This window comes from Bacillus sp. ME78 (assembly GCF_903970865.1).
Taxonomy (GTDB): domain Bacteria; phylum Bacillota; class Bacilli; order Bacillales; family Bacillaceae_G; genus Bacillus_A; species Bacillus_A cereus.
In genome coordinates this window covers 20,707-45,606 of sequence record NZ_CAJCKK010000012.1, presented here as the reverse complement: position 1 = coordinate 45,606, position 24,900 = coordinate 20,707, and the positions used below count along the sequence as shown (strand labels likewise).

The window sequence follows — 24,900 nt, the reverse complement described above, 5'->3', positions numbered from 1 at the left end:
CATCTTCACCCTATCAGGAGGTTCAGGTGAATGACATTTTGGCAGTTTGCATTTAAAAACGTGACGCGGAACGCCAGAGCTTATTTCGCCTATTTTGTAAGCAGTGCGTTCTCCATCGCAATCTTTTTCTCATTTGCAGTTTATTTATTTCATCCTAAATTGCATATGACAGACGTGAATTATTCTCTGAACATATTAATGACAATTTCAGAAGTTGTCATTGTGTTCTTTTCATTTTTCTTTTTACTGTATTCAATCGGGACCTTTTTAAAAGTACGAAAAAAACAGTTCGGGATTTTAACAGTACTTGGCATATCTCAAAAACAATTAAAGCGACTCATATTTATAGAAAATATGTTAATTGGTGCTCTTTCTATATTTTTTGGCATTCAACTTGGAGTTGTCTTTTCACAGTTCTTTTTATTAGTTACCGCCAAAATTACACACGTACCTGGTTTATATTTATATCCGCCTACAAGTGCTATCGTTTTAACTATCATCATCTTTCTTGGGCTCTTCATTCTCGTATCATCTTTTACACCGATGCTCATTCGTACGAGAAAAGCCGTACGTCTTTTAAAAGAAGGAACACAACAAAAAGAAAGAAAAGCATCCGTGCTCATCTCTCTATTTGGTGCGACGTGTTTAATATGTGGATATGCGTTAGCCGCAAATCCGTTGTATTTTATGTCGCTAGGTGACATCATTGGGCTTTTATATGCCGTCTCTAGTATATTTGTCATCCCATCGCTTATTGCAGCTGGAACATACTTTTTCTTTTCACAAATTAGTTTTTTACTTATTCGTATTTTAAAAACGCGAAGAACGTTTTATATGAAACGAATTAATATGCTTTGGATTTCGGATTTAGCAGCGCGCATTCGGACAAACATTAACATGCTCTTTATTGTAGCGATGCTATCAACACTCGCTTTTACAATGATTACATTCTTATACGGTTTTGGGAAATTTACAAAGTTTGATGCAATTAGACAAAACCCTTTCCCGTTTACGTATTTATCGCATACTGAAAATACGTTAGCTGATGAACATTTAAACTGGTTAGAGCAGAAATTTAATGAAGAGCACTTTCCTTATACAAAATTTAAAACGGATATATATGAGGTATCTTCAGCTGAAGATAACACGCAGCTCTATTACGCAATTAAACAAAGTGACTATAATGTACTTGCTAAAGCATTAAATTGGGAAAAACTCACGGTAAATAAGAATGAATCTTATATTCTTATGAAAGACTTAGATGATCAAGTTATTGGAACACTTCACAATGAAGAAAAGAAAAATACTCTTACACTTACTCAAAACAATTTACAACTACAAGTGAAAGAATATAAAAGTTATAGCCCATTCCCAAACAGCTTAATATACCAATTACTCATACTATCTGATGAAAATGTAGAATCCTTATCCACAGTTTCCAAACAAATGAGTGTATATAACTTCAAAGTTACAGATTGGGAAAAAGCACATAATATCGGTTCATCGTTTATAACAAAAATTGATAACGATAATGCAGCAATTCAAGCAGAGCATCCACCTTTCCATGCAAGTGAAGCGAGCGATTCCTTATATAAGACAAAACTAAATGTCGCTTCGTTCTTCTTAATTGGTACTTTCTTAGGTGTTATTTTCTTTATCGGTGCTGGTAGTGTTCTTTACTTCCGAATGTATACAGATTTAACAAATGAGCAAGAAAAATATATAACGATTACGAAAATTGGCTTAACTGAGACTGAAATGAAACGTTCAGCGACAATTCAGCTTGCGATTCTTTTCTTCGTACCTTACATTATGGCATCAATCCATACGATGTTTGCGACAAAGATGCTACAAGAAATATTACATCTCTCGTTCTTCGCTGAGATTACAGTCGTACTGTTGATTTTTGGAACAGTTGAAATTTTATTTTTCCTTTTAATTCGTTCCTTTTATATGCAAAAATTATCACAACATATTAAGTTTTAAAAGTAGAAAGGTGATTACTATGGAAGAAGTATTACACATAAAAAACGTCTCAAAAGTATATGAGGGAAAAGTCCCTCATACTGCTTTAAAAAATATAAATTTACACGTAGATAAAGGGGAATTCGTTGCCATTATGGGTCCATCTGGTAGCGGGAAATCTACATTTTTAAACGTTATTTCTACAATTGATTCTCCTACTTCTGGTGACGTCGTTATTAACGGAAAAAAACCACACACATTTCGTAGAGAGAAGTTAGCTATTTTCCGCCGCCAAGAGTTAGGATTTGTTTTCCAAAACTTTAACCTACTAGATACACTAACAATCGGTGAAAATATCGTACTACCTTTAACATTAGATAATGTTCCATTAAAAGAAATGGATGAAAAGCTTGATAACATTTCAAAAAAGCTTGGAATTGATCATATTTTGGACAAACGTATTTTTGAAGTTTCTGGAGGACAAGCACAGCGTACTGCAGTAGCACGTGCTGTTATTCATCACCCTTCTCTCTTACTAGCCGATGAACCGACAGGGAACCTGGATTCAAAAGCCGCTATTGATGTAATGGAGTTATTTACGAAATTAAACAAAGAAGAAGATGCAACGATTTTAATGGTTACGCACGATCCGTTTGCAGCAAGTTATTGTAACCGTGTTATTTTCATTAAAGATGGAGAGCTTTACAATGAACTGCACCGCGGATTATATCGCGAGAAGTTTTATCAAGAAATATTAGATGTTCTAGCCTTATTAGGAGGAAGACGTGGATGACGTTTTGGCAATTCGCATTTAAAAATGTCTCACGTAATTCAAAAGCATATTTCGCCTACTTTGTAAGTAGTGCGTTTTCTATCATGGTTTTCTTTTCATTTACTGTATACGCGTATCATCCACGCTTACAGAGTGTACAAAGCTTTCAAGAACGTGATCCTCTAATGAATTTAGCTAGTACAGCACAGCTTGTGATTGTTATGTTCTCGTTCTTCTTTCTCTTATATTCAATTGGAACATTTTTAAATGTGCGGAAGCAGCAATTCGGGATACTCACTATTCTTGGTATCTCACAGAGACAATTAAAAAGATTGTTATTTACCGAAAACATGATAATTGGGATATTATCCATCTTTATCGGCATTCAAGGTGGACTTGTATTTTCTAACTTTTTCTTATTAGTCACTTCGAAATTAACAAACGCGAAAGGTCTCTATTTATATTGGCCAACAGAAGCGATTATCGTTACAACCGTAACGTTTATCATCTTATTTTTAATCGTTTCTACATTTACACCAATGTTTATTCGTACTCGAAAAACAACGAAGCTTATTAAGGGCGTTAACAAAGAGAAGAGCGAAAAAAAACCATCTATACTGATTTCACTATTTGCTTTAACTTGTTTAGGACTATGCTATTATATTGCTGGTTATCCGCAAGGCTACATAACGGAAAAAAATGCACAAAATGGATCTGTATTCTTAATTATGCTATCTATTTTACCGCTTGTAGTAATTGGGACGTATTTATTTTTTTCACAAACATTTCTTCTCTTTATCTATATTTTAAAGAAACGAAGAAAGTTTTATTTAAAACAAATAAATATGTTATGGATTTCAGATTTAGTTTCTCGTACACGCAGTAATATTAATGTACTCTTTATTGTTTCTATGCTATCTGCACTTGCATTTACAATTATTATCGGGTTATTTGCTGCAAACAATAATACGAAAGCACCCATACTAGAACGATATCCAATACCATTCACCTATACATCAGAAGGTGTTAATGCATTTGAACAAAAGCATATTACTACGATTGAAACTGAACTTACAAATGCTAATTTTCAATATGACAAATATAAGTTTACCGTTTTAAAAGATACAGCTTCAAAAGAATCAATTGCCATTATGAAAATGAGTGATTATAACGCAATAGCACAGCAATTAAACAGACCAAAAATCACTCTCGATTCTTCACAAGTTTATAATATTTCTCGCTATTCACCAGCGTTATTAAATCTCGTGTCTAACCCATTTGCGAAGCAGAACACAATTACACTTGGCTCTAATAAAAAGGAATTTCAAATTAAAGGTTTTATTAATAAAGGAATTGAGCCTCCCTTTGCATTACCTCACTTAATTGTGATGCAAGATGAAGTAATTGAAAATATGATTCCTCATATTGAAACAATTACAGTCTATAACTACTTCGTGGAAAATTGGGAAAATGCAATTTTCCCAACAAAAAATATATTAAAAAGCTTAGATCATGATGCAGAAACCTTGTATGAAGCACATAAAAATGAAGAAAATTTCATTAAACCATTTTATATTTATACAGCTACGGATGAACTCGTTCATAGTAAAGGAAATGCAGTCGCTCAATTCTTTATTTGGGCATTTCTCGGCTTTATTTTCTTTATCGGAGCAGCTAGTGTTTTATATTTCCGTATGTATAATGACTTAACAACTGAAAGACAAAAGTATATTACGATTACAAAGCTTGGCTTAACTGAATCAGAAATGTTTCGCTCTGCAACAATTCAATTAGGAATTTTATTTTTCGTTCCTTACATCGTTGCTGGTGTTCACACATTATTTGCGGTTAAGTTTTTACAAAGCATGTTTTCTTTCTCCTTATTAAAAGAGACATGTATCGTACTCACCTTTTTCGGGATTATCGAGATCATTTTCTTCTTCTTAATCCGTTCTCTGTACATTAATAAATTATCACAGCATATAAAAATATGAATAAAATAGCCTTGTGCAATATGCACAAGGCTATTTTCAATAGTTTTTAATAATTAGCAGCAATATCCGCCGTAGCCGCCAGCATAACCGCCATAACCACCATAGCCACAACCGCCGCCTCCGCCGAAGCAGCTAGCACCGATGATAATTAATAAAATAAACAATACGATTAGAAGCGCAAAACCGCCTCCGCAACCATGTCTGCGGTTACAATCATCATGTCTGTGTTCACACTTTTCGCTCATTACCCTATTCCTCCTTTAGTATCATTCATAACAAGTTCACCTTGCTCTAAATGAGGGGATTCCATTTATATTATGTTTTCAGGGCGAATAGGAAGCTTGGCTTACCTAAAAACGGGCTTGTTTTAGGAATTGGGCTTTATTAAAAAGCGAATGAGCCTTATCCAGATGTAAGCATAAAACATTTGACATACTCTTAATTTCTTACTAATATTTAATTGAACGATCAATCAATTTTTTGATTATACATTTAAATCATTTAAATCATTTAAATTAGGAGTTGAATAGCGTGACTGATTCTTTTATTGCAGAGGCTAGGCGTGAACAAATTATTCTTGCATGTATTGATACATTAGAAGAGGTTGGATATAACAACTTAAGCTTAACGAAGGTAGCAAAAAAAGCTAAGATTAGCACTGGACTTATTTCTTATCATTTTAACGATAAGCTTTACCTTATGAATCGCACATTACAATTTTTAGTTGCCAAACAACATGAATTTATTAGTAATCGAGTACTATTAGCTCAATCTGAAATAAATAAACTAGAGGCTTTTATTGAAGCACACTTGGCTTATCAAGAAACTCATTACAAAAATAATATTGCCTTAATTGAGATTGTCTTTAATGCAAGAAATGAAGAGAACGTTCCTTATTACAGAATCGAAGACGACGAAGAGGAGGATGCTCTTAGAACGATGTTATTAGATATTTTGAAGACTGGTCAACAAAATGGCGTGTTTTCCGATTCTTTCCAAACCGACACATTAGCTTCATTTATTTTAGGAGCAATCGAAGAAAGAATGCTGAAGGCAAATTCATCTATATCCATAGAAAATTACTCAGATGAGCTCATAAAAATGGTGAAGAAACTCACTGTTTAAATATGCCTTGATTAAAAAAATATATATGAAAGGATGAACTACACATGAAAAAGGCATCTGTCATTGGATTAGGTTTTTTAGAAAAATTACTTGCTATAGTAAGCCCAATCCTTTTAGGCATTATTGGATATTTTTCACCTAAATTAATAGAGATTATAAAAAGGATTCCTCTCTTTTCTGATTCAAAAATTATAGAACTTTTAAATTTTATTAACCCCTTCTGGCTTCCTATTATCCTCATGCTAATTGGTGTTTTTGCAGGAATTTTATTTTCTTTAATTATTTATAGTGACGCTTTAAAGATGAACATTACTTCGGAAAGCATTCACGTGAATAAGGACGATCAAAAGAAACAAATCACCAGATCAAATGTAAAAGCCGTTTTTGTAGATAAGCGTCAAGTGGTTATCATTGATCAAGAAGAGCGAGAATGGTTACGTGAAACATCTGACATTAACCCAAGCAAAATTAAAGATACTTTCTTAATGCACGGCTTCCCCTGGGTGGAACAAGATCCTTATAAACATGAGTATAGCTTATGGAAATTAGAGGATGAGCGATTTAATAAAAGCATAAATACTATTTTGTATGAAAGACGAAATGCCCTTCGAGAAGGAAACTCGAAAAAAAAGAAGCATTTACGCAAAGATTTGAATGAGCTAGGAGTCTTTGTCAAAGACGATGGAGAAGATCAGTATGTCCGTTCCATTAAGTAATAGAAAGCACAAAAAACGAATAAAACCTACAGAGAAATTACATTTCCTCTGTAGGTTTTATTCGTTTAAATCTGACCTCCTCTCCTAAAGAAACATATTCAACAAAAGGGCAAAACCGAATGCAATAAATGATAACAATGTTTCCAGCACCGTCCACGTTTTAAACGTTTCCTTCACCGTCAAACCTAAATACTCTTTTACAAGCCAGAACCCTGCATCATTTACGTGAGAAAACATTAATGAACCTGCACCGGTTGCAATAACGAGAAGCTCTAAATTCACACCAGACATGTGCTGAATAACTGGTGAAACAATCCCTGCTGCTGTCGTTAATGCTACTGTAGCTGAACCTGTTGCAATTCGAATTAAACCAGCTACCATGAAAGCTAATACGATTGGTGATAACGAAATATGTTCTGCCATTTGTGCAATAGCTGTTCCAACGCCGCTTTCAATTAATATTTGTTTAAATCCACCGCCTGCACCAATTATTAAAATAATAGAACCGACAGGCAATAAACTTTCATCTGTTAATTTTTTAATCATCTTTTTATTAATACCTTGTTTGATACCAAGTAAATAAAATGCTGCGAAACATGAAATAAGTAAGGCGATTACTGGACTTCCTATAAACACGAAAAATTCAGTTAATTTTTTCGGTAATGAAATATATGGTGCAACTACTGATAAAATCATCAATACAACTGGTAATAAAATAATAAAGAATGAAACTTTACGACTTGGCAAATCAGTTGATACTGTCGTAACTCGAACAAGCTCCGGTTCATTTTCAGGTATAACCCTCTTATGTACCCACTTTGCAAATATTGGGCCTGCTATAATAGCCGTCGGTAACGCGATAATTAATGAATATAAAAGTACCTTTCCTAAGTTCGCGTTATAAATACCGATTGCAGTCATGGCACCTGGATGCGGAGGTACTAGCCCATGTACGATAGATAATCCCGCAATAACAGGTAAAGCAATTAATAATATGTTTTGCTTCGTTGTTTTTCGAATTGAAATTACAAGTGGTAATAAAATAACAATCCCTACTTCAAAAAAGACGGGAATCCCTATAACAAAACCTGCAAATAACATAGCCCAAGGTAATTTTTTTACGCCGAAAAATCGAATAAAGAAATCTGCAACTTGCATGCCTGCTCCTGAATCAGACATCATTTTCCCGAGTATAGTTCCAAGTGCCAAAATACCAACTAAATGACCTAGTACACTACCAACACCAGTTTCATAGGCAGCCACTATTTTCGTTAAGTTCAGTCCAGACATAATAGCTAAAAACAAACTCGCAACTGTTAAACTAATAAATGCATGCCATTTCCACCATGATACCCCTAAAATAACAATTGTGATCGCAAGTAACGTGACGATTAATAAGTATATATCCATCTCTCATTCTCCTTACTTTTATCCCGATTGGTGTGGGCTAATAATTAGTGGGTGATGCCCTCCTCCACTAATTAAAGTTTTACTTTATAAAAAAAGAGGGAACATCCCCTCTTTTTTATACGTCATAATTCACTACATAATGCTGCATTTCTGTATTGTAGTAGCCTTCGCTATATTCAATTACTTCGCCAACTTCATCATAAGAATAGCGCATACGTTTTAATAACGCTGTTCCCTCTTTTTCACCTAGCGCTTCTGCAACGAAATTAGGTGCAAGCCCAACCGCGAATTCATCTCTGAAGTTTTCTAAATGTATACCTCGGTCCTCAACTAAATCGTAAAGCGATTGTAAATCAAAGTCCGATAAATCTGTACTCGCCATTCGAGCTGAGAAATAGTGCGTATAATGAATATACGGCGTATCATTTAACATATATAGGCGCTCGATACGAAAACTCTCTTTACCGAATAATCGAAACGGCACTGTTCCTTCCTCATTATGAACGATTTCTGCTTTTAATAATTTCTTTTGTACTTTATATCCTTCTTCCACTAACACTTCTGTAAATTTCTTACCCTTTGACAGTTTTGTCGCAGAAGTATTACGAATCACTTTCGTTCCTTTGCCGCTCTTCTTTTCCAAATATCCTTCTTGAGCGAGTTCTTTAATCGCATTACGCACTGTAATCTTACTAACTTTGAACTCTTCTTCTAATTGCGGTTCTGAAGGAATATTCGTATGAATCGCATATACGCCATGCAATATTCGATCACGAATAATATTTTTTATTTGTAAATATAATGGTCCTTTTTTCCTCGTTACGTTCACTGTTACACCCACTACCTTTCTACATCACCTACTGATGCCGTCATCGCCCGAAGTATATCTTTCTCTGATGACATTGGCGTATCACCGACGATTGTATGTGCTAGCATTCCAGCTGCTGACGCAAATGAAACAGCTTTCTCTGGTGCAAACTCTTTTATCTCGCCATGAATAATTCCGCTCGTATAAGCATCTCCAGCACCTATTCTATCATATACAGAAAACGTAAGTGTTTTTGCAAAAGTTAACGAACCATCTTTACATATAAACCCGCGAAGCGAATGTGTATTATCGCTGTTAATAGAGCGATGAGTACCAGCGATTGTAGCGATATGATACGTTTCAGCTACCTTTGGAATAAGATCCAGCAGCTGCGCTTCTCGCTCCGTCTCTTCTGTTTTCATTCCAAGAACGAACATCGCATCTTTTTCGTTCATCATAACGATATCAGCAAGCCCCAGCATTTCTTCATAATGCGGTTTTGTCTGTTCATATCCGTCTTCTCCCCAAAGTGATGGACGATAATTGCAATCAAAAACGACGGTTCCTCCGTTTTCTTTAACTGCTCTCGCTAAAGACTTCATATGATGGCGTACAGTATCATTCATCGCAAGTGTAATACCGCAAAAATGAACGATATCAATCTCCTTAGCAATTTCTTCAAATTGGTACATCTCTTCAGATGCCGTATTGAAGCTACTTTCTAATCGATTCGAATATGTAACGCGGCTTGCACGTGCACCGAATCCATTTTCTAAAAAATACATACCTACATATTTACCGCCTCTTGGAACAAGAGAAGTTTGAATCCCTAACTTTTGAATGTAAGATACAGCTGCATCTCCAACCGAATTTTCCGGTAAAGTTGAAATAAGAAGCCCTTCATGCCCTAAGTGAGAAAGTGCCGCTACAACGTTCACACCTGTACCTGAAAATGAGTAATTTAACGTGTTAGCTTGCGACAACAATTCATATCCAGGTACTTGCAGGCGCATCATTACTTCGCCGAACGCTGCAATTTTCTTACGCATATTGATCAACTAGCTTTTTCACGACTGCTAATAATTCACGAACATCTTCTACTTTCGTATTACCAGTTTCTTTATCAATAATAGAAGAGTATACGTGCGGGATAACTTGCTCTACATTTGCCTCAAGCGCAATACGTACAATTGTTTCAAAGTTTTCTTTATCAATTCCACCTGTTGGCTCTAATGCGAATCCTTCTTCTGCACAAGCTTTCGCAACTGCGCGATATTCTTCTTCGTGAGCTAGCCCTTTCATCGGGAAGTATTTCAATGAATTTCCGCCCATATCACGCACAAGTGCGATTGCTGTTTTAATTGGAACGATTGCTTTTTCTTCTCCAGCCGCACTAATTGGGCCAGTAGAAATATTTACGTAACCTACTTTTCCTGTTGGTGATACTAAACTATTAATCCAGCTATCTTTTTCGCCGAGATTTGCACGCGTTGCTCCAACTGAAGGGAACACTTGGTTAATATGGCTACCAGGATAATGCTTCGCAATTTCAGCTACAACTGCTGCTTGGCGATTATCTCCTGCGCCTAGTCCGATTGATACAGCGTCATCAATTTCTTTTCCGTATGCTTTCATAGCTGTAACAGCTTCTTCTACTGTTGGGTAGTCTTTTGATAACACTCCCACTACTACATAACCTTCTGCTGCTTCAAAAATATCTTTTGCATTTTCTATATTGTTTGCTAATACATTTAATGCTACGCGGCCTTTATAAAAACGTTTTTGAATGTTTGTCATTTTAGTTTCCCCCTACGATTTCTCTCAATTTTTCTTCAATCACATGTATGTCATCACCTTGAAGTGGACGCGGATCAATATCAAAGAATCCTTGTCTTACTCCGTAATCACGTGTATAAATGGCGATTTCCCCTTCGCGTAATGCAGTCACAACATCTCTTGCTGATTTGTTTAACTCTTTCTCGTTAATATGAATACGAGCTCTAAAGATTGCTCTTCCAGCTTCATCTTGAACGATCGTTACATTTACACCATTTAATTCTTTTAGCGGCATAAGTACTTGTAGCAATTCTTTTTCTTGCTCGCTCTTATCTTCTTTTACTCCGTACTCATTAAGCGCTTGAAGTAAGCCAAAAGTTGTCTCTTTCCCGACTTTCATACTTCTTCCGATGCAATGTAATTGCACTTTCAGCCACTCAATATATTTTCGTTTCCCGCCAACAATACCAGAAGTAGGTCCTTCAATCGCCTTTGAACCGCTATAAATAGCAAGATCTGAATACTTCACATATTTTTGAATGTCTTCTTCAGCTGCCGCATCAACGATAAGTGGTACGTTATTTCGCTGCGCTACTTCCCATGCTTCTTCAACAGAAATCATATTTTTTTGCACTGCATGATGTGATTTCACATAAAGAATTGCTGCTGTATTTTCGCCAATCGCATCTTCAATATGTTCTGCTTTCCCTTCATTTGCGTAGCCAACTTCAACGAGTTTTCCTCCACCTAAGTAAATCATCGTTTCAACAGGAGCACCGTATTGAACGTTATGACCTTTTAACATAATCACTTCGTTTTTCGCGATTACTTCTTGATGAAGTCTTTCACTTTTACGGCGATTTCCTTCTGTAACGATACCAGCGATAGAAAGTGCAATTCCGCTCGATGCTGAATTCACAACGACCGCTGCCTCTGAATCTAGAATTCTCGCAATATGGTCTCCTGCTTTATCTACTAAATCAGCAATTTCCACATAATTTTGTCCACCATGTTTCATCGCATCCATTACCGTATCTGTAGGAGCAGATACACCTAAAATACTCATTCTACCGCTCGCATTAATTACTCTTTTTAATCCGTACTTAGCATTCAATGACTGACCCATTAATTACAACCCCTTTCGTATCAATTCTTTTTTCAGCAATGCGCTGATCCCCTTCTGAATCAATTAACGTAACCTTCTCATCTTTAACCGTAAATAAAGTTAAGTTTGCAATATCTCCTTCTTGAATACGGCCAAGCTCTGGTTTCTTAAGCCACTCTGCCGCATTTTTCGTAACCGCATCAATCACTTCTTCTAGCGGATAACCTAAGTAAAGGAATTTCGAAAGAACGTGAGCCATACTATACACTGGACCATGTATACGATTCTTCCGGTAAATATCCGTACTAATTGTATTAAAGGCAATATCGTGACACTTCGCCGCTTCTGCTACTTTAAAAGAAAAGCTAGCATTACCGTGACCAACATCTAAATGCACGCCGCGATTCACCGCATCTAACAACACAGGTAGCGGTTTCCCTTCTTCATCAAATAAATTATTTTCTTTCCCGTTTAAATAATGTGTAATCACATCATCTTTTTCTAAAAGAGGTACAACTTCCTCTATACGGGGAGGCGCTGAACCGATATGTACCATAATCGGTAATGATGTTTCTCGAGATAAAGCGCGCGCTACATGCAGCGGTTCAATTCCACTATCACAAACGACACTTTTACTCATTCTCGCCTTTAACCCAACGATTACATCTTTATACTTTTCTACTGCTTCTATCGCTTTCTCTTTATCTATCCATTCCATATTGGATAATTCATCAATTCGTTTCAAACCGATGCGAGAAATATTTAAAAAGGCAAATAAATTTGTCTTTGCCTGCTCTCTACTTTTTACTAAATCTGCAATGCGATCAGCACCGCAACTACCCGCATCAACAATTGTCGTTACCCCTTGCTTAACGCCAATTTCATCTACCTCATCGCCATACGGATCAAACTCTGGAAAAGCGTGAACGTGCAAATCAATCCAGCCACTCGATACGTAAGTACCAGAGTAATCAAGAACCTTTCCACCCTCGCCAGCACCAGCTTTCGTCACCTGTGCGATTTTGTTATTTTCAATTACAATGTCAATCTCTTCCCCGTTCACACGTTTCACATTACGTAGTACGAATCGTTCTGTCATTGTATTTCCACCCTTTTCTATAAGAAGCCATAAGAATACGCTTACATTAAAGTTTCATTTTATATCTCTTTCACACGTTTAGCGTAACACAAAAAAAGGGAGAAGTAAATATAACGTTATAATGTTTAAAAATACATAAAAAGATGCTCCTCCAAAATACTAATAGTATAGGAAATTATATCAACGATTTTTTGAATATATCAATCATAACTTACAATATATCAACGATTTTTCAATTATATCTATCAGAACTTATAATATATTAACGATTCGACAAGGAATATCGATTTACCGACAAAAAACGTCACTTCCTTTCTTATATAAGAAAAGGCTGTCCCAAATGGCACAGCCTTTTTCTCTATTCCTGAACCGTCACAATAACCCCATCCATATTGTTCCCGGAAATTTCATACTGCTTGTTTGCTGGAACGTTCACTTTCGTATTCTCAGAAACTTTATAATAAGAAACAGTATATTTCTTACCTTCTACTTCAGTTGAAACCTCTTTTTCCTCTTTTAAAAACTCTAAATATTCCTCTAGTGTAAAATTCTTTTTTTGCATAATTGCGCTATGAGGTAGGCCGACATAACGGATATGCCATGGCTCATATTGAATTCCAGTAATGTTACTTTTATTTTTCGGATAACGTAATACAAAGCCATGCTTCCATACGTTCTCTTCAATCCATTTTCCTTCAGGCGCTTTCTCCATTTTCTTTTGAGTAGACCCAATGTCCAGTGATAATCCTAAATTATGTTCACTGTATCCTGCTGGAAGTGCATAATCAGATCCCATTTTTTCATATAGCTGTTTTTGCTCTTGGAAATCTCTATAACCACTACTAATCAAAAAATGGTTAACACTTTCTTTTCCAGCCGCATCGACAACGTTCAAAAACTTTTTCACAACATCCTTTGATAAACGAAGATTTCTATCAAATATTACATAACCTCTTACTAATTCACTATTATGATTTACATTTATAATATCAGACCTAATACTATCTTTTTTTACTGGATAATCCCTGTTAACTAATAATAAATCGCCCTTATAAATTTGTTCCTTCGTAATCTCTTTCCCCTCGGTGTTTGCCGCCTTTACTAGCTCATCTTTCCCGACAATTTTAACATCGATTTCCTTTTGAAATAACGGTGATATATAAACGCCTACACATACTGTGAATGCTATAAAAAAAGAAATAAATACCCACTTTTTCATTTCTAGTTCCTCCTTAACGTAACTTACGTATAGAATAGAAAAAACTATTAAAATAAAAAGTGGGGTAAAGTTTAAATTTTTATTAAATTGTTACATTCTCGTCTTTTGGCAATCGTACTTCAAATAGCGTTCTAACTACATTGCTCTCAGCAGAAATCGTACCGTTATGTTGCTCGACAATATTTTTCGCAATAAATAGTCCTAGGCCAGTCCCGCCACGGTTCTCAGTTCTTGCTTTATCACCTGTATAGAACATATCAAAAAGATACGGTAAATCTTCTTCCGGAATGCTATCTCCGTAATTCATAATTTGTACGACAACTTCTCCATTATCAACATATCCATTCATATCAACAAATTGCCCATCATACCCGTAACGAACGGCATTTGTTAATAAGTTTTCAAATACTCTAGCTAACAATTTTCCATCACCGTGCATCGGTAAATGAGGAGCCACGTTCAATCTAGCTTCTAAATGATGTTTTTCTAATAACGGATACAATTCCTCCTCTAACTGTATAAGCAACTCACTTATATCAATCGGCTTTTTATCCAGTTTTAGCATGCCATAATTCATACGTGTAATTTCAAATAGCTCATCAATTAAACTTTCCAGTCTTTGCGATTTTGTATATGCAATTGTGGAGAAATGTTTAATTTGTTCTTTTGTTAAATTTTCATCTTTAAGAATTAAATCTAAATATCCTAACACGGATGTTAACGGTGTTCTTAAATCATGAGCTAAATTCACAACGAGCTGATCTTTACTACTTTCAGCAAAATCTCCTCTTTCAACAGCTTCTTTTAACTTTTCACTTGCAACATTTATTTCACGCGCGATATTTCCAAACTCATCATTTGATGAAACTTGAACTTTATTCGTAAAGTTACCGTTCGCAAGATGATGAATCCCATTAGAAATTTCATCAAAGTATTTTAAATACGGTTTTGTCAAAAAGAAGAAAAAGATAATAGATAACGGAATAAAGAAAATTAAAAAGAAGTTAATGTCTCCAAATTCCCTTACCATTGACCTAAATTGTGCTAAAGGCTCTTCGTAGCGAACCATCGTTTTATAATACAACTGCAATCCTTTATAAATTATATAAGTTACAGTTGCTGCAAGCACCATACTTAACGCAAATAAGGCAATCATTTTAAATCGAAAACTTTTCATCATATTAGCCATTGAAAGTATAACCTACTCCCCACACTGTTTTTATTAATTTATCCTTTCTTTTATCTTCTCCAAGTTTCTTCCGCAAAGTACGAATATGTACCATTACTGTATTTCCACCTTCATAATAATCATCCGCCCATACGTGCTGAAAAATATTTTCCACATTGTATACTTTCTTCGGATGACTCGCTAATAAATATAAAATATCGAACTCTTTCGGCGTTAATTCAATTTGCTCACCATACACATCAACCGTCCTGCGCTCAGGATTAATTACGACTCCGCCTATTTCTAAAGCAGATTTACTCTCCGCTACTTTCGGTTGATTTAACGTAAAAAACCTACGCAGTTGTGCATTTACACGTGCAACTAATTCTATCGGTGTGAAAGGCTTCGTCATATAATCATCCGCACCTAGTACAAGACCTGTCACCTTATCAAAGTCCGAAGTTTTCGCGCTTAAAAAAATAATTGGCATATGATGTTTCGCGCGAATTTGACGCGTCACCTCATAACCATCCATTTTCGGCATCATAATATCTAAAACTACCAAGTCGATTGGCTGCGTTTCAATAATATGAACCGCCTCTTCCCCATCCGCTGCTTTCACAACATGGTACCCTTCTTTTTCTAAATGTATCTCAATTAAGTCAGCAATTTCCGCCTCATCATCAGCGATTAAAATTGAAATGCGTTTCATTTTACTCCCCCTTTTTCATTCCATTTTTATACGCTCGATTGTAAACTAGTCTATCCAATTTGTACAATACAAAAAGGCTACTCGTTAAAGTAACCTTTGTAAATAAAATTATATCAGCGATTATTGAAATATATCGACTTACCGACAATGAACGACAAAATCCTCTCGCTACTTGCGGGCAGCCTAAGGAAACTCCCCTTTACCGCTCAAAAACAATTCGCTGCTTCGTGATTTCCGCCAGCCTTCCGCGATCTACTTCATACTCAGCATCAACGCTTTGCGGCACCCTCACTTTCCCGCCCTCAAGCGTCACTTCCGGTGAAATAATATCCCTCTGCCAATGTCTACTAGAAGCGGATATATCACCAGGAATCGTAAAGTTCGGCAGTGAAGCAAGAGCAACATTTTGCGCTCGTGAAACCCCCATTTCTACCATACCGCCGCACCAAACGGGTATGTTATGCTCCATGCAATAATTATGAATTTGAACCGACTCTGTTAATCCGCCCACTCGCCCTGGCTTAATGTTAACGATGCGGCAACTACCAAGCGTAATCGCAACGCGTGCGTCTTCTAAACCATGAATACTTTCATCTAAACAAATCGGCGTTTCAATTTTCTTTTGCAACTCCGCGTGATCAAGAAAATCGTAATCCGCTAACGGTTGTTCAATCATCATTAATTGGAATTCATCTAGTCGTTTCAGCCTCTCTGTATCCGCTAATGTATATGCTGAATTTGCATCAGCCATTAGCGGGATATGCGGAAACTCTTTTCGAATTTCTTTTAATAACTCATAATCATGCTCTGGCTTTATTTTCACTTTAAAACGCTCGTATCCTTCTTCCGCGTACTTCTCGATTTGTTTTAACATAACCGGAATCGTATTAATCCCAATTACAACGCCGACTTCAATTTCATGACTAGTTCCGCCAAGTACTGTCGCTAGCGATTTCTTTTGACGCTTCGCATATAAATCCCAAACAGCCCCCTCTATTCCGGCTTTTGCCATTCGGTTTCTTTTTATATGTTGAAATAGACCCGGTACCTCATTCGGATGAGAAATTTCAGCCTTTAATAAATCAGGTATTAAAAAGTCTTGCAGTACATGCAGCGCTGTCTTCACCGTTTCTTCCGTATACCACGGTTCAGAGAATGCAACGACTTCCCCAAATCCGATGTACCCGTCCGTATCCTCTAATTCAATAACGATACTCTCACGCTTTTCGTAAGTCCCGTAGCTTGCAGCAAACGGGATTACGAGTGGCATTTCCGTTATATACAGTGTCGCTTTTTTTATTTCCACCTACATCTCCTCCACTAATTGTCTTAACTCTCGTCTTAACAATTTTTTCGAAGCGTTACGTGGTAATTCCTCTAAGAAACATGCTTTCTTCGGCACTTTATATTTCGCTAACTTCTCCTCGCAAAAATGAAGAATTTCTTCTTCTGTTACCGCCCCGCTTTTCACAACAAAAGCAGCTGGTACTTGTCCCCATTTATCGTCAGCCATGCCGACAACACCAGCTTCCGCTACTGCCGGATGAGAAAGCAACACTTCTTCAATTTGAGCTGGATATATATTCTCTCCGCCAGAAATAATTAAATCACTGCGACGATCTAATACGTATAAAAACCCTTCTTCGTCTAAATAACCGAGGTCGCCAGTATGAAGCCATCCGTTTTGAATAGTCTCTCGCGTCGCATCTTCACGTTTAAAGTAACCGCCTGTTACGTTCGGTCCTTTTACTACAATCTCACCTTCCGCAAATGGTGGCACTACTACGCCATCTTTTTCAATACGAAGTTGGCACTGAAATAGTGGTTTTCCAGCTGATCCTACTTTCGTTAACATGTAATCTGCGGATAACGTACAAATTTGCGAAGATGTTTCTGTCATACCGTACGTTTGATATACAGGAATCCCTTTTTCTACACATGCTTCTAATAGTGGTTTTGGCGCTGGTCCTCCGCCAAGTAACATGCATCGTAAAGAAGATGGATATGTCTCTGCCCCAAGTCGCTCTAATAAATCAGTTAACATTTTAGAAACGACAGAAATAATTGTTACTCCTCTCGTTTGAAGTGCTTTATGAATAAAATCAGCATCATATTTCGGAACAAGTAAAATACGCATGCCGTACATAATGTTTTTCATTAAAAGAGATAGCCCGCCAACATGGAACATCGGCATGCAGGCTAACCAGCAATCATCATCACGAAGTCCTAAATTAAGCGACGAACCAACTGCGCTTGCCCAATGATTTCCGTACGTTAAAATAACTCCTTTCGGTTTGCCTGTTGTCCCAGATGTATAAATAATTGTCATCGCTTCTTCTAAAGAAAACTCTTCTTGTATAGAGGCTTCCTCTTTTGGTCCATTCATCACTTCGGCGAATGAATAAACAGGAACATCTTTAGCATCAAAATCTTGATCCGTCACTAAACAAACAACTTCAGCATCATCCATTTGCCAAAGTAGCTCTTCTCTTGAAAGACGCGTATTTAAAAGCACAGCTACTGCACCTACATAAGATAGGGCGTGAATAACTGTAATCATCTCCATACCATTTTTCATCAGAACAGCCACCTTTTGCCCTCGCTCCACTCCAACATACGTGAGGTGTTCACAAACAGATACTACTTTTTCATGTAGCTCCATAAAAGTAACTTTCTCTTCCTCTATTTCAATTGCAGTGCGATCTGGTGTTAAAAATGCACGTTGCATTAACCAATTTGGCATCGTCTCCATCATTCATTCTCCTTTCATGAAAGAAAGAGACTTGATATGATATCAAGTCTCTTAGTTGTTTTGTTTCCGGTTTGACCTTATCCAGCTACAGCGGCTAGAACAGTCGGTCGTTTCACGCCTTCCTACGAGGCAAAAAGCGCCTCTACGTCAGGAGTTCCAACGCCCTCTTGTTCTAAGCGAGCCGCTTCCGCTTTCATCACGGGAAACGAGGGAATTGACCGAAGTCCGGACTGCGTTTTTCTTTGAATGCGTCGCGACCTTCTTTTGCTTCGTCAGTTGTGTAGTACAATAACGTTGCATCTCCAGCTAGTTGTTGAATACCAGCTAGACCGTCTGTGTCTGCGTTGAATGCAGCTTTTAGGAAACGAAGTGCCATTGGGCTGTTTGCTAAAATTTCTTGTGCCCATTGTACTGTTTCTGCTTCAAGCTCTTCTAATGGTACTACTGTATTTACTAAGCCCATATCAAGCGCTTCTTGTGCGTTGTATTGACGGCATAGGTACCAAATTTCGCGAGCTTTCTTGTGGCCTACCATACGAGCTAAGTAACCAGCTCCGTATCCACCGTCAAAGCTTCCTACTTTAGGACCTGTTTGTCCGAATACAGCGTTGTCTGCAGCGATTGTTAAGTCACATACGATATGAAGTACGTGTCCACCGCCGATTGCATAACCTGCTACCATTGCGATAACTGGTTTAGGAATTGCGCGAATTAGACGTTGTAAGTCTAATACGTTTAGACGTGGGATTTGGTCGTCACCTACATATCCACCATGACCGCGAACTTTTTGGTCGCCGCCAGAACAGAATGCACGTCCACCTTCTCCTGTTAAAATGATAACGCCAACATTTGCATCATCACGAGCGTGTGCAAATGCATTGATTAACTCCATTACCGTTTTTGGACGGAATGCGTTATGTACTTCAGGGCGGTTAATCGAAATCTTTGCGATACCATTGTATGTTGAATAAATAATATCTTCGTAATTGCCTTCTGTTACCCATTCAATAGCCATTACAACTACCTCCTTGTATATTTCTGATCTCCTCTATAAGTGTGACTTCCTTCTTACTGAAAAAAGCATCACTGCATAGTTTTTAGAAATCCCTTTACTATTGTATCAAACTTTTCCGGTTGTTCCACATGAATTGCATGGCCAGCACCATCAATTTTGACAATTTTCGCATCAGAAACGTATTTTTCGATGTTTTTTAATATGCGAAAGAACTTTTCATCATATTCTCCGTTCATTAAAAGAACAGGCATTTTCAAGTTGTGTAGCTCATCCCACCATGAAGGCTGAGCCCCTGTTCCCATGCCGCGCAAGCTATTTGCAAGTCCTTTTGGATTGTTAGCAAGCCGTTCTTTTCGCACCGCTTCTTGTACGTTTTCTGCTAAACGTTTTTGCGTTTCAAAAAGCGGAATATTTTCCCACATAGAAACAAAACTTTGAACGCCTTCTCGCTCAATTTTATTAGCAAGTCGATCATCTTTTTCACGACGTTCTTTTCTATCCTCTTCGTTTTCGAGCCCAGCTGTACAATTTTCTAATAAAAGAGAGTGTACATAATCTGGATATAGACATGCCATCGTAATCGCTAATCTACCGCCCATTGAATAGCCAAGTATATGTGCTTTTTCAATCTGAAGGTAATCTAATAGTTCTTTCATTTGCAATGCCACATTTCGGATATCATAATGCGCAACATCTTCAGGACTCTCGGTCTTTCCGTGTCCAACAAGATCTACTACAATAACTTGAAACTGCTCGCTCCATGAAGGGATAAAAGAACGCCACGTTTCCATGCTTCCCGTAAAACCATGAAGAAGTAGAAGTGGTTCCCCGCTTCCAACTACTTCATATTCATACGATACACCTTGCAGTGTTACGTTCATTTTGATTCACCTTGCAACGATGTAGTAATTACGTCTTGTGTTTTTGCCCATAACGTACGGTGCAATGTTAAGTTTTCATCACGGTTCGTACAAATTTCCACAACGTGTAAACCTTTTGTCGTTGCTCCCTTTTGTACTTCTTCACGGAATTGCTCCCAACCATTTACACGGCTAAATGAACCACCGTACATTTTGACAACGTGCTCATAATCAAGTCCAATTGGTGTTCCAAATAATGATTCAAAATGTTCCTTTTTCTCATATTGTGGTAAGAATGAGAAAATACCCCCGCCATCATTATTTACAACGACAATTGTTATGTTTAATTCATGTAATTTCGCTGCTAATAGCCCATTTAAATCGTGATAAAATGATAAATCACCAATCACTAATACAAGTGGATCGCAAATAATGCTCGCTCCTAAAGCTGTCGAAATGATTCCATCAATACCATTTACGCCACGGTTTGCCATCACATGGATGTTTTTATCCGATGTGAAGAAGAATGAGTCTGTATCACGAATTGGCATACTATTGCTCGCAAATAACGTTGCGTCTTCTGGTAATACGTGCACAATATCTGTAATAACCTTTCCTTCAAATGCAGTTTCATATGTTTCCATTTCACGAAGCGTTTCCTTCGTTTTTTCGTTTATATGTTGCCACATTACGAACCAATCATTCTTCTTCATAACTGGCATTTTTTCTATTACTGCCTTGCAGAATTCAATGTCACTTGCTTGCACAACTTCTGTCGCAACAAGAGCTGGATCTCTCCATTGTCCTGATTCATCGACAACGATATGAACTGCTTTCGTTTGTTTTTTTATGAACTGCGTTAATGATTTAGAAATAGGCATACCACCAAAGCGAATTAACACGTCCGGTTTCCATTTTTCTTTTAACTGCTCATTTCGTAAAAATGTATCATAACAGTCAATTACCATCGTTTTATCGTGGTGTCCGCTACGAATATTAGAAAGTGGGTCTGCTAATATAGGATAGCCAGTTTTTTCAGCTAGTTGCGTTGCAAACATTGCAATTTCTGAATGACTATCATCTCCACAAATAATAAGCCCCTTTTCCATATGTGAAAGGCGCCCTACAAGAGAATCTACATATTCACTCGGCATCGTCACGTTTCCTTGCTGAACTACTCCTGTATATTCACTACGTCCTTTATCCCATAAGCTTCCTAGTGAGAAATCAGGGATAAGTGGCTCGCGAACTGGAAAATTAAGATGAACAGGACCCTGCGGCGCTAAACAAGCATTTGCTACTATGCGCTGCGTCGTCATACGAGCGTAATGATACATCGCTTCACTCGCTTCTGGCAGTGCCATCTCTGTAAATTGTTTCACAAAAGTACCGTATAAATTAAATTGATTCATTGCTTGTGGTGCACCCACATCTCTTAATTCATGCGGTCTATCCGCTGTTAAGACGATAAGCGGGACCCTTGAATGAAAAGCTTCACATACAGCTGGATAGTAATTAGCTGCTGCTGTTCCTGACGTACATAATAATGCTACTGGGCGTTTTTTCGCTTTCGCAATACCGAGCGCGAAAAATCCAGCTGATCTTTCATCTACATGTAAATATGTGTTCATTCCTTCGTGTTGTTCCATTAGTAAAGCAATCGGCGTTGACCGTGAGCCTGGACTAATGACAACATCACATACATCTAGACGCGTCAGTTCATCCACGAACGCGCCTAAATAATATGATAATGCTTCTATATGATTGTTCATTTCATTAATTCCTCCAAAGCACCAAGCATCGGTCTAAACTTCAAACTTGTTTCTTCATATTCAAGCTGCGGGATTGAATCAATTACAATACCACAACCGGCAAATAAGGATGCTTTCTCGCCGTTTAATAATCCGCAGCGCAGCGCAACCGCAAATTCACCATTTCCTTCATCATCTATCCAGCCAATCGGTGCACCATACAACCCTCTGTCTAACAATTCAACATCACGGATCAGTTTCATCGCTTCCAAACGAGGTGTCCCGCCAAGAGCTGGTGTTGGATGTAATTCTTCTACCATTGTTAAAAGACTCGCATCGCCTTTTGCTTCTACAGGCGTATATAAGTGAATTAAGTTTTTCGTTGTTAATAAACCTGGGCTTTCCGGAATATTAACGTATTCGCAATGTTCATTTAGTACCGAGCGGATCATGTTAACAACATAACCATGTTCAGCTAAATTCTTTTCATCATGAAGAAGCGCATTACTATTTCGTTCACTTTCTTCTATAGAATGACCATGACCGATTGAACCAGCAAGACACATCGATGTAAATTTCTCATCTTCTTTGCGAATTAATCTCTCAGGCGTCGCTCCTAAGAAGCATGCTCCTTTATAATCAAAAGAAAATACGTAACAATCCGGTTGACCAATGCGAAGTGCTTCTAAAACAAGAGCAGAATCAATCGAATGGTTTATCTCTACTTTTAGTTCCCTCGCCAATACAACCTTCTGCACGTTACCCTGCTTCATCTCATCTTGTACTTTTTCAATTGCTTTCATCCAGCCTTTCGGATCCACTTCTACTTTAGAAATAACAGTTAATTTCGATCCGTTTAGCGCACATTTACTCTCCTCAAAAATTTTCTCTTCTAAAGAAATTATTTCATTATAAAGAGTTTCTGCACAATCTGTTGCTGCAACAAATGTATTCATCGTTAACCATGCTTTTTCATTTTTTACAGTTAATAAAAATGCTGGTAGTGAAAATGTCGTATCTTTAAACTCTTTCCATAGGTCCGTTTTCTCTTTTTCTGGATCAAAGGAAAAACCACCAAATAAAAGCGGACCCGTTCCAAATTCATATTCATCTCTTTGGACAAATGCATTCTCTTTTACTTTCTCCCACTCGTCACGAGCGGTTTGAAAGCGCTTATGAGAAGAATTTGCTATAGTGAAAACAGAGCCAATTCCTGCAAATATTACATGCTGAGCCGGGTCTGCAAAATAACATCTATTTTCGAATGAAATCCTTTTTCCTGCTGCATAGAACAGAAGCGGATCCACCCAGTCTATTTGTTTTACAAAACTAACCAATGTTTTTTCGTTAGTTGCACGCTTGATAGCTGCAATAAGAACTTCTTGCAAGCCTTTTTGTTTCGTTTGAATCACAATTGTCTCCCCCCCTATGGGCGAAAAATAGTCATAATTACGCTTGATTTTAAGATACACCTCAAACGAAAGGCCTGTCAACGTTTAGCATTTCTGAGAAATTCACCTTCTCTTCCTAGAAAATAAACGTTGACACTAAATGATGCTTTTTCTACACTTAGTTGTGTACAATATGTGACCAAAGGAGGATTCAACATGGAAATGAACGTCAAAACGAATTCCTCTCCTACGGCGCCAAAGCCAAGTAAGCAAACAGGCTGGCGCATCTGGTGGAGTTTACTACGTCCCCATACATTAACAGCCGCTTTCGTACCTGTTTTCATCGGAACAGCATATTCGATGCAGGTCGGAGGTATAAATCAAATACATCTTCCTCTTTTCCTTATGATGCTTCTTGCTTGTCTTCTCATTCAAGCAGCAACAAACATGTTTAATGAATACTTTGATTATAAAAGAGGACTCGATCACGAAGGTTCAGTTGGTATCGGCGGCGCTATCGTTCGCGATGGCATTCAGCCAAAAACAGTGCTTAACTTAGCATTTGGATTTTTCGGCATCGCAATACTATTAGGTGTTTATATTTGTATGAATTCTAGCTGGTGGCTTGCTGCAATCGGTCTTGTTTGTATGGCCGTTGCTTACCTTTATACAGGTGGCCCACTTCCAATTGCATATACACCATTTGGAGAGTTGACAGCCGGATTATTTATGGGTGTCATTATTATTGGGATTTCATTCTTTATTCAAACTGGAACTGTAACATCAGAAGTCATTTTACTATCTATTCCAAGCTCCATTTTAATTGGCGCCATTTTACTAGCTAATAATATTCGCGACTTGGATGGCGATAAAGAAAACGGTCGTAAAACGTTAGCAATTCTCGTTGGACGTGAAAGAGCTGTTGGTGTACTTGCTTCGATGTTCATCGTTTCCTACATTTGGACAATTGCTTTAATTATCGTGGGCATCGTATCACCATGGATGCTTATCGTATTTTTAAGTGCGACGAAAGCATTTAAAGCGACGAAAGGCTTTATCGGCAAAAGCATTCCAATGGAAATGGTACCTGCGATGATTGCAACAGCAAAAACAAATACAATCTTCGGTTTCCTAATGGGAATCGGATTATTACTTGGATACTTTCTATAAAAGGAGCTGCTTATGTGGCTCCTTTTTCATATCTGAAATTCATCTCATAATTCCTACTCTCAACGCTCATACTATGTAAAGAAACTGAATTG

General features: G+C 37.4%; 22 protein-coding genes. 6 read left to right on the top strand and 16 right to left on the bottom strand.

Translation table 11 applies throughout. The features are described from left to right. Window positions 1–30 precede the first annotated feature (30 nt). Genes H6481_RS15085 through H6481_RS15075 form a run of 3 tightly spaced genes read left to right on the top strand, consistent with a single transcriptional unit; the run spans window position 31 to window position 4,731 of the window. Window positions 31–1,986, top strand: a complete 1,956-nt coding sequence (locus H6481_RS15085; protein WP_071731790.1) for an ABC transporter permease — start codon at window positions 31–33, stop codon at window positions 1,984–1,986. Window positions 1,987–2,005: 19 nt separating this feature from the next. Continuing rightward, a complete protein-coding gene (locus tag H6481_RS15080) occupies window positions 2,006–2,758 on the top strand; it encodes an ABC transporter ATP-binding protein (RefSeq protein WP_000393250.1) in 753 nt (250 codons plus the stop codon). Beyond that, window positions 2,755–4,731, top strand: coding sequence for an ABC transporter permease (locus H6481_RS15075; RefSeq protein ID WP_071731789.1), 1,977 nt, complete (start codon window positions 2,755–2,757; stop codon window positions 4,729–4,731). Before H6481_RS15080 ends, H6481_RS15075 begins: the two co-directional genes overlap by 4 nt. Before the next feature lie 53 nt (window positions 4,732–4,784). Here the strand turns inward: H6481_RS15075 and H6481_RS15070 are convergent, their stop codons facing one another. Further along, window positions 4,785–4,976 carry a YjcZ family sporulation protein gene (locus tag H6481_RS15070; protein WP_001290392.1) on the bottom strand — a complete coding sequence of 64 codons (192 nt, stop codon included), beginning with the start codon at window positions 4,974–4,976 and terminating at the stop codon, window positions 4,785–4,787. A gap of 286 nt (window positions 4,977–5,262) precedes the next feature. Between H6481_RS15070 and H6481_RS15065 the strand changes: the two genes are divergently transcribed. Then, window positions 5,263–5,856 carry a TetR/AcrR family transcriptional regulator gene (locus tag H6481_RS15065; protein ID WP_000132248.1) on the top strand — a complete coding sequence of 198 codons (594 nt, stop codon included), beginning with the start codon at window positions 5,263–5,265 and terminating at the stop codon, window positions 5,854–5,856. Between the two features lie 44 nt (window positions 5,857–5,900). After that, window positions 5,901–6,572 carry a hypothetical protein gene (locus H6481_RS15060; RefSeq protein WP_000710352.1) on the top strand — a complete coding sequence of 224 codons (672 nt, stop codon included), beginning with the start codon at window positions 5,901–5,903 and terminating at the stop codon, window positions 6,570–6,572. Between the two features lie 84 nt (window positions 6,573–6,656). Here the strand turns inward: H6481_RS15060 and gntP are convergent, their stop codons facing one another. The 15 genes from gntP to H6481_RS14985 all read right to left on the bottom strand — a co-directional run bounded on the left by gntP (window position 6,657) and on the right by H6481_RS14985 (window position 23,659). Continuing rightward, window positions 6,657–7,982: a gluconate permease GntP gene (gene gntP, locus H6481_RS15055; RefSeq protein ID WP_000356187.1), complete on the bottom strand. Its 1,326-nt coding sequence runs from the start codon at window positions 7,980–7,982 to the stop codon at window positions 6,657–6,659. Between the two features lie 115 nt (window positions 7,983–8,097). Then, the gene (locus H6481_RS15050) at window positions 8,098–8,823 is read right to left on the bottom strand and encodes a GntR family transcriptional regulator (protein WP_000539259.1); all 726 of its coding nucleotides are present in this window, start codon (window positions 8,821–8,823) and stop codon (window positions 8,098–8,100) included. Next, the gene (locus H6481_RS15045; RefSeq protein ID WP_182812173.1) at window positions 8,823–9,839 is read right to left on the bottom strand and encodes a sugar kinase; all 1,017 of its coding nucleotides are present in this window, start codon (window positions 9,837–9,839) and stop codon (window positions 8,823–8,825) included. Before H6481_RS15045 ends, H6481_RS15050 begins: the two co-directional genes overlap by 1 nt. Further along, on the bottom strand, window positions 9,832–10,587 hold the full coding sequence (locus tag H6481_RS15040) for a KDGP aldolase family protein (RefSeq protein WP_000181907.1): 756 nt from the start codon (window positions 10,585–10,587) through the stop codon (window positions 9,832–9,834). Before H6481_RS15040 ends, H6481_RS15045 begins: the two co-directional genes overlap by 8 nt. A gap of 1 nt (window position 10,588) precedes the next feature. Then, window positions 10,589–11,692, bottom strand: coding sequence for a DgaE family pyridoxal phosphate-dependent ammonia lyase (locus H6481_RS15035; protein WP_063548899.1), 1,104 nt, complete (start codon window positions 11,690–11,692; stop codon window positions 10,589–10,591). Next, entirely contained in the window at window positions 11,670–12,770 is a 1,101-nt protein-coding gene (locus tag H6481_RS15030) for an amidohydrolase/deacetylase family metallohydrolase (RefSeq protein WP_000139935.1), read from the bottom strand. Before H6481_RS15030 ends, H6481_RS15035 begins: the two co-directional genes overlap by 23 nt. Window positions 12,771–13,128: 358 nt before the next feature. Further along, window positions 13,129–13,989, bottom strand: coding sequence for a D-Ala-D-Ala carboxypeptidase VanY (locus tag H6481_RS15025; protein WP_000759402.1), 861 nt, complete (start codon window positions 13,987–13,989; stop codon window positions 13,129–13,131). 82 nt (window positions 13,990–14,071) lie between these two features. Next, window positions 14,072–15,178 (bottom strand): HAMP domain-containing sensor histidine kinase, encoded by a 1,107-nt coding sequence (locus tag H6481_RS15020; RefSeq protein ID WP_000002599.1) that lies wholly within the window; start codon window positions 15,176–15,178, stop codon window positions 14,072–14,074. Further along, entirely contained in the window at window positions 15,171–15,869 is a 699-nt protein-coding gene (locus H6481_RS15015) for a response regulator transcription factor (RefSeq protein ID WP_000822510.1), read from the bottom strand. Before H6481_RS15015 ends, H6481_RS15020 begins: the two co-directional genes overlap by 8 nt. A 199-nt stretch (window positions 15,870–16,068) precedes the next feature. Beyond that, window positions 16,069–17,175, bottom strand: coding sequence for an o-succinylbenzoate synthase (gene menC, locus H6481_RS15010; protein WP_063548905.1), 1,107 nt, complete (start codon window positions 17,173–17,175; stop codon window positions 16,069–16,071). Then, window positions 17,176–18,621, bottom strand: coding sequence for an o-succinylbenzoate--CoA ligase (locus H6481_RS15005; RefSeq protein WP_071731785.1), 1,446 nt, complete (start codon window positions 18,619–18,621; stop codon window positions 17,176–17,178). A gap of 196 nt (window positions 18,622–18,817) precedes the next feature. Continuing rightward, complete coding sequence (gene menB / locus H6481_RS15000; RefSeq protein ID WP_000963892.1) at window positions 18,818–19,636, bottom strand: 1,4-dihydroxy-2-naphthoyl-CoA synthase; 819 nt, start codon at window positions 19,634–19,636, stop codon at window positions 18,818–18,820. Between the two features lie 68 nt (window positions 19,637–19,704). Beyond that, window positions 19,705–20,517 (bottom strand): 2-succinyl-6-hydroxy-2,4-cyclohexadiene-1-carboxylate synthase, encoded by an 813-nt coding sequence (menH, locus tag H6481_RS14995; RefSeq protein WP_063548909.1) that lies wholly within the window; start codon window positions 20,515–20,517, stop codon window positions 19,705–19,707. Beyond that, a complete protein-coding gene (menD, locus tag H6481_RS14990; RefSeq protein WP_063548911.1) occupies window positions 20,514–22,268 on the bottom strand; it encodes a 2-succinyl-5-enolpyruvyl-6-hydroxy-3-cyclohexene-1-carboxylic-acid synthase in 1,755 nt (584 codons plus the stop codon). The genes menH and menD overlap by 4 nt, the downstream gene beginning before the upstream one ends. Next, window positions 22,265–23,659 carry an isochorismate synthase gene (locus tag H6481_RS14985; protein ID WP_071731784.1) on the bottom strand — a complete coding sequence of 465 codons (1,395 nt, stop codon included), beginning with the start codon at window positions 23,657–23,659 and terminating at the stop codon, window positions 22,265–22,267. The genes menD and H6481_RS14985 overlap by 4 nt, the downstream gene beginning before the upstream one ends. A gap of 195 nt (window positions 23,660–23,854) precedes the next feature. On the opposite strand from H6481_RS14985, the gene H6481_RS14980 reads away from it, so the two are divergent. Next, on the top strand, window positions 23,855–24,808 hold the full coding sequence (locus H6481_RS14980) for a 1,4-dihydroxy-2-naphthoate polyprenyltransferase (RefSeq protein ID WP_071731783.1): 954 nt from the start codon (window positions 23,855–23,857) through the stop codon (window positions 24,806–24,808). Window positions 24,809–24,900 lie beyond the last annotated feature (92 nt).